Source organism: Microcoleus sp. T2B6, assembly GCF_036700475.1.
GTDB lineage: Bacteria > Cyanobacteriota > Cyanobacteriia > Cyanobacteriales > Microcoleaceae > Microcoleus.
This window is the reverse complement of sequence record NZ_JAUBOZ010000015.1, coordinates 103417-108704: the sequence shown is the minus strand read 5'-3', so window position 1 is coordinate 108704 and position 5288 is coordinate 103417. Positions and strand designations below refer to the sequence as shown.

The following is a 5288-nucleotide window of genomic DNA, read 5'->3' as shown; positions in this document are numbered from 1 at the left end:
GTCCCGCCCGTCCTTTTTGGACGGGCGGGACGCCCATCCCACAATAACAATTAAAATTGTAAGTTATTTAATTCGCGATCCTAAGTAAATTTTGAACAACAAAGAGGTTCGAGGGAAGAAAAAATTCTTCCCTCTTCCTTCTTCCTTCTTCCCTCGAACCTCGAACCTCGAACCTCGAACCTCTTCCTTCTTCCCTCGAACCTCGAACCTCGAACCTCTTCCTTCTTCCCTCTTCCTTCAAAAACCTAACTGGGGGAAATCTTCCGTTAACTGAACTTGCAAAATTTGGCCGGGTTGAATCGTAGCAGGTTGAGGAGCAGCGACGTAAGTTGTAGCAACACCACCGGCTGCTCCCGCCAACAAACCGATACCAGAAAAGCCGCTCAGCAAGAACAAAGCTAAGCCACCAATACCAGTATTTCGCAACAAACTGCGATCGGAAGGCTCTTGTCGGCGGCCGCCCACGGGTTCGGAGCGAGCGAAGAGAGGGATATTGCGGCCGTTGAGACTAATAGCTTCGACCACAAATCGACTGCCGAGGTTCGTTGTTTCAAACCGGCCGATGACCGGCGTATTAGCAGGTACGATCGTATTACCGCGACTGTCGAGAATTCCCCCTTGGAGCAACAGCACTTCCTCTCGGCTGGGCTTCGCTTGCAGCCGCAAAGCCCGATCGCCCGGGTATAGCAAACTCAGCTCCGTGCCCGTCGGCAACAAGACATTCGCCCCAGTCGCAGCCTGCAAAGGAGCATTCGATCGTCCGCGAGGAAGCGGTTCACCAAAAGTAAGCGTCCGCTGTTGGGGTGCTGAAGCAGCCGTTATTTGAGGATCTAGGCGGGGTAGAGCAGCCGCTTGTACCCCACGGCGTTCGTCAAGGCGAACATTGACTAAAGGCACTCTTAGCGGCCGGATTTGGTCATTTGGAGTTGGCTGCTGCGAATAATTTGTAGCGGGATTTAGGGAAGTAGGAGGCTCAGCTCGATCGACCTTTGAGGCAGCAGTTGAGTTGGAATCAGTCGGCGGCTGGTTTTGCGGTACTTGTATTGCAGGCTGGGGTTTAGTTTCGGGAGTTTCCATAATTGGAGTCGGTTCGATCGAAGGGCGTAACACCCAGCGATTTTCTACCCCAATTCTTTGGAATTGAACTTGCCCTGCCCTGAAACCGACTCCTGGAGCCAAATTGACCAGAATTCTCGCCCTTCCCGGTTGAAGTTGACTCACTCCCACAGAACGCACTCTACCTTGTGGGTATAGCTGAGTTGCATCTACTCCGATCTCAGTATTGGGCAAATCCACAGCAATCTGAGACGGGTTGAGTAGAGAATATGTGGGGGTTGTTCCCTCTGGGAGAGTAATTTCTAGCTGATTTGTCGCCGGATCGAATTGCCAACTTGTGACTGTAGAAGCATTTGCTGGTTCCAGTGTTGCGGCCACTGCTGCAACTGCGGCGGCGACTGCTAGACTCAGACTCAGTGACTCGATCGCAAACAATCCGGGTGCTAGAGAATTAACAGTCAATTTTTGTAAGTCTGCCCAAAATTTTCGTGGTAATTTTCTGTATGGCATGGCTGCTGGGTGAAATTTTTGATCTGAAATAGATTATGGATGGGAAAATTTTGCCTTCGGATGACGCTGAAAGTTTAGCATTATTGCGATATGAAAAATTTAACTAAATGGAAATTATTGCGATCGCGCTTCGTTCTTAACAACAAGTGGTGTCAGGTTCGACAAGATGAAATAGAATTGCCAAGCGGACAAATTATAGACGATTTTTTTGTTAATGTCCGACCCAATATCGCCCTCGTATTTGCCACTACAGAGCAGCAAGAACTTGTATTAGTGCGCCAATACAGGCACGGAGTAGGCGAAATTTTGCTGGAACTGCCTGCTGGATCTTTCAACCCTGCTGAAGAGAGCGGGAAATCGGCAGCCGCCAGAGAACTTGCCGAAGAAACTGGATATGTTGCTGAAGAAATTTTGGAACTCGCAACCTTATATGATAACCCCGTCAAAGACACCAATTCTATCTACCTATACTTTGCTAAAAATGTCAAGCTTGCTAGCAAAATCCAATTGGATATTACAGAAGATATTGAAGTAGTTTTAGTCCCAATTACCGAAGTTTTGTTAAAAATAGCAAACCGAGAAATTTGTGTAGCAGGAAGCATCGCAGCTATTTTTTTAGGATTAGAATTTTTGAATAAACAGCGGTAAGGTGCTGTGTAAATGGAACCCTACACGCTGTTTTTTGTGAAACCTGTCTTAAGGAGAAAGAGTCAGAAAATCCAGAGAAGTAATAGTATTATCAGCCCCAAAAACCTGAGCCAAAACCTGACCAGTCGCCGCAACTTGTAGCAGTGTGCCATTGGCCATCGAGTTAATTTGCAAAGCCTCAAAACTCAAGCCACCAGCCAGGAAAAACTTATCAGTTCCTACGGAAAAATTGAGCACAGTATCCATACCGCTATTAGCGCTTAACACAAAGCGATCGTTCCCCATACCCCCAATCAAAGTATCATCTCCCCCATCACCAAACAGCCAGTCATCCCCAACACCCCCATTGAGAATATCGCGATCTTTCCCGCCGTAAATAGTGTCATTACCATCATCACCATTGAGAGTATCTTGACCTTCATTGCCGTATAACAGGTCATCGCCACTGCCACCGTTGATGCAGTCTTGCTGGCCGTCTTCACCCACAGCGCCTCGCAGATTTTGCCCGCGATCGCCACTAATGGTATCGTTACCTTCATCGCCGCACAAAATATCGCTGCCCGAGTCGCCGTACATCAAATCATCGCCAGCATCTCCCTGTACTACATCGTCATCCTTGCCTCCACGAAGGGTATCGTTACCAAAACCCCCACTCAAAGAATCGGAACTCTCACCCGCATTGAGGAAGTCATTCCCCTCTCCCCCAAATAGCAAGTCGCGTCCATCAACATCGGACACTAACTCGTTTTGCAAGCCGCCGTAAAGCGAATCGTCTCCCTCATCGCCGACAATGGTATCGGAACCGAGTTCACCCCAAATCCGGTCATTATCTTTGCCACCATAAACTAAGTCATTACCTTTGCCGGCAAAAATGCTATCGTTACCGCTGCCGCCGCCGATGATATCGCCGGTGTCGTTGCCGAAAATTAAATCACCTTCATCGGTGGCAACTGTACTGCCCGCTGGAGTGCCGTAGTCGCCGACTATGGTGTCAGAACCTAGATTGCCGTAGAGAGTATCCGAGTCAGTTTCGCCGAAAATGCCATCGCCCCCTTTGCCTCCAAACAGCAAATCGAAGCCGTTACCACCTCGCAAGGTATCGTCTTGTTCTTGGCCGTTAAGTAGGTCGTTGCCATCGCCTCCCAACAGTAAATCGAAGCCGTCGGGGTCGCTATCGAGGGAGTTGAGGACGCCGCCAAACACAGAGTCGTCTCCCTTGTCGCCCCAAAGGGTGTCTGGGCCTTTGTCACCCCAAATCAAGTCGTTGTCGATCCCCCCGTAAGCGATGTCTGGGCCTTTGCCGGAGTAAACGGTGTCGGAACCTTGATTGCTACCAATGGCGTCGCCTGAAGAACCGCCAAAAATTAGGTCGCCGTCGTTGTCGGTTAAGTCGATGTTGTTGCCGTTGTCGCCGACTATGGTGTCGGCACCGCGATCGCCGTACAATGTGTCTCCATTGCGATCGCCAAAAATGCGATCGTTGTCTTTGCCACCAAATACGGCATCGGTTTCTTTGCCGGCATAAACGATGTCGTTTTCGAGGCCGGAGGCGATGAAGTCTCGTTGTTGTTCGCCGAAGATGATATCGCTGCCGCCTTCACCTAACACTGTGTCGTCGCCCTCAAATGAGAGAAACAGTTCGTTAGTTTCGTTCCCTGTTAAGGAATCGTTTCCAGGAGTGCCGATGCTGGTGTTTTGGATGTCGATGAGTTGTGCGGCGTTGGAGTCGAAGTTGAGTATTTGTGAAGGCTGGGGTGGGATAAATGTGATGTTGGGCGGTAGGGGCAGTGGTTGGCAACCGCAACTGGTATCGGGTTCGGGTACTGGGTTGAATATAGGGGTTGCTTCTGGGGTTGGTGTTGGTGTTGGTGTTGGTTGCGGGGCTGGGGTTGGTGTTGGTGTTGGTGTTGGTTGCGGGGCTGGGGTTGGTGGTGTTGGTTCCGGCGCGGGTGTTGGTTCCGGCGCGGGTGTTGGTGTTGGCGGTGTTGGTGGTGTTGGTTCCGCTGCGGGTGTTGGTGTTGGCGGTGTTGGTGGTGTTGGTTCCGCTGCGGGTGTTGGTGTTGGCGGTGTTGGCGGTGTTGGTGGTGTTGGCGGTGTTGGTGGTGTTGGTGTTGGTGTTGGCGGTGTTGGCGGTGTTGGTGTTGGCGGTGTTGGTGGTGTTGGCGGTGTTGGTGGTGTTGGCGGTGTTGGCGGTGTTGGCGGTGTTGGTGTTGGCGGTGTTGTTGGTGTTGGTGGTGTTGGTTCGTTCAGGGGAATGGCAGAGACAGTAGCGCTGGCGGGGCTGGTAGCGCCCTGATTGTCTGTAGCGCTGTAGGTGAAATTTGCTGTTGTAAAGTTGGCTGTCGATTGGAAAAATAATTGGTTAATCTCAGCAGGTGTCAGAATTTCACCAGCGGTGACAATCCGGCCGCCGGTTTCGGGATTGCCTAAAAATATCAGCCCTTCATTTGCTGGTGGGACGGTGTTGATGGTGAAGGATGCGATCGACCCGTCGGGGTCGGTTCCTCCGAGTCCTGCGATCGCCACAGCGCTGCTGGAGGCGATTTCGAGGTTGACGTTGTTAGCTACGGGCGGTTCGTTTGGCATCGGCAGCAGCGCCGATACAGTAGCGCTGGCGGGGCTGGTAGCGCCCTGGTTGTCTGTAGCGCTGTAGGTGAAATTTGCTGTTGTAAAGTTGGCTGTCGATTGGAAAAATAATTGGTTAATCTCAGCAGGTGTCAGAATTTCACCGGCGGTGACAATCCGGCCGCCGGTTTCGGGATTGCCTAAAAATATCAGCCCTTCATTTGCTGGTGGGACGGTGTTGATGGTGAAGGATGCGATCGAGCCGTCGGGGTCGCTTCCTCCGAGTCCTGCGATCGCCACAGCGCTGCTGGGGGCGATTTCGAGGTTGACGTTGCTAGCTATCGGCCGTAGGTTGGCGGGAGTCGGAGTCGGTGGGAGTGGGAGTGGGGGAGTCGGAGTTGGTGGGAGTGGGGGAGTCGGAGTCGGGGCAGCGGTGATAGCAGTGGTAACTCTTGCCGACGGGCTGCTGCCGTTGTTGTTGGCAGGATTGGGGTCTGGGCTAGTTGAGG

2 protein-coding genes and 1 pseudogene are annotated in these 5288 nt (G+C 51.7%); 1 reads left to right on the top strand and 2 read right to left on the bottom strand.

Features of this window, described 5'->3' with window-relative positions:
• Positions 1-237 precede the first annotated feature (237 nt).
• The gene (locus QUA00_RS09580; RefSeq protein ID WP_333409463.1) at positions 238-1566 is read right to left on the bottom strand and encodes an AMIN domain-containing protein; all 1329 of its coding nucleotides are present in this window, start codon (positions 1564-1566) and stop codon (positions 238-240) included.
• Positions 1567-1656: 90 nt separating this feature from the next.
• On the opposite strand from QUA00_RS09580, the gene QUA00_RS09575 reads away from it, so the two are divergent.
• Complete coding sequence (locus QUA00_RS09575) at positions 1657-2214, top strand: NUDIX hydrolase (protein WP_333310956.1); 558 nt, start codon at positions 1657-1659, stop codon at positions 2212-2214.
• Positions 2215-2262: 48 nt separating this feature from the next.
• Here QUA00_RS09575 and QUA00_RS09570 read toward each other — a convergent pair.
• Positions 2263-5288: pseudogene (locus QUA00_RS09570) on the bottom strand (DUF4347 domain-containing protein); the annotation flags it as partial.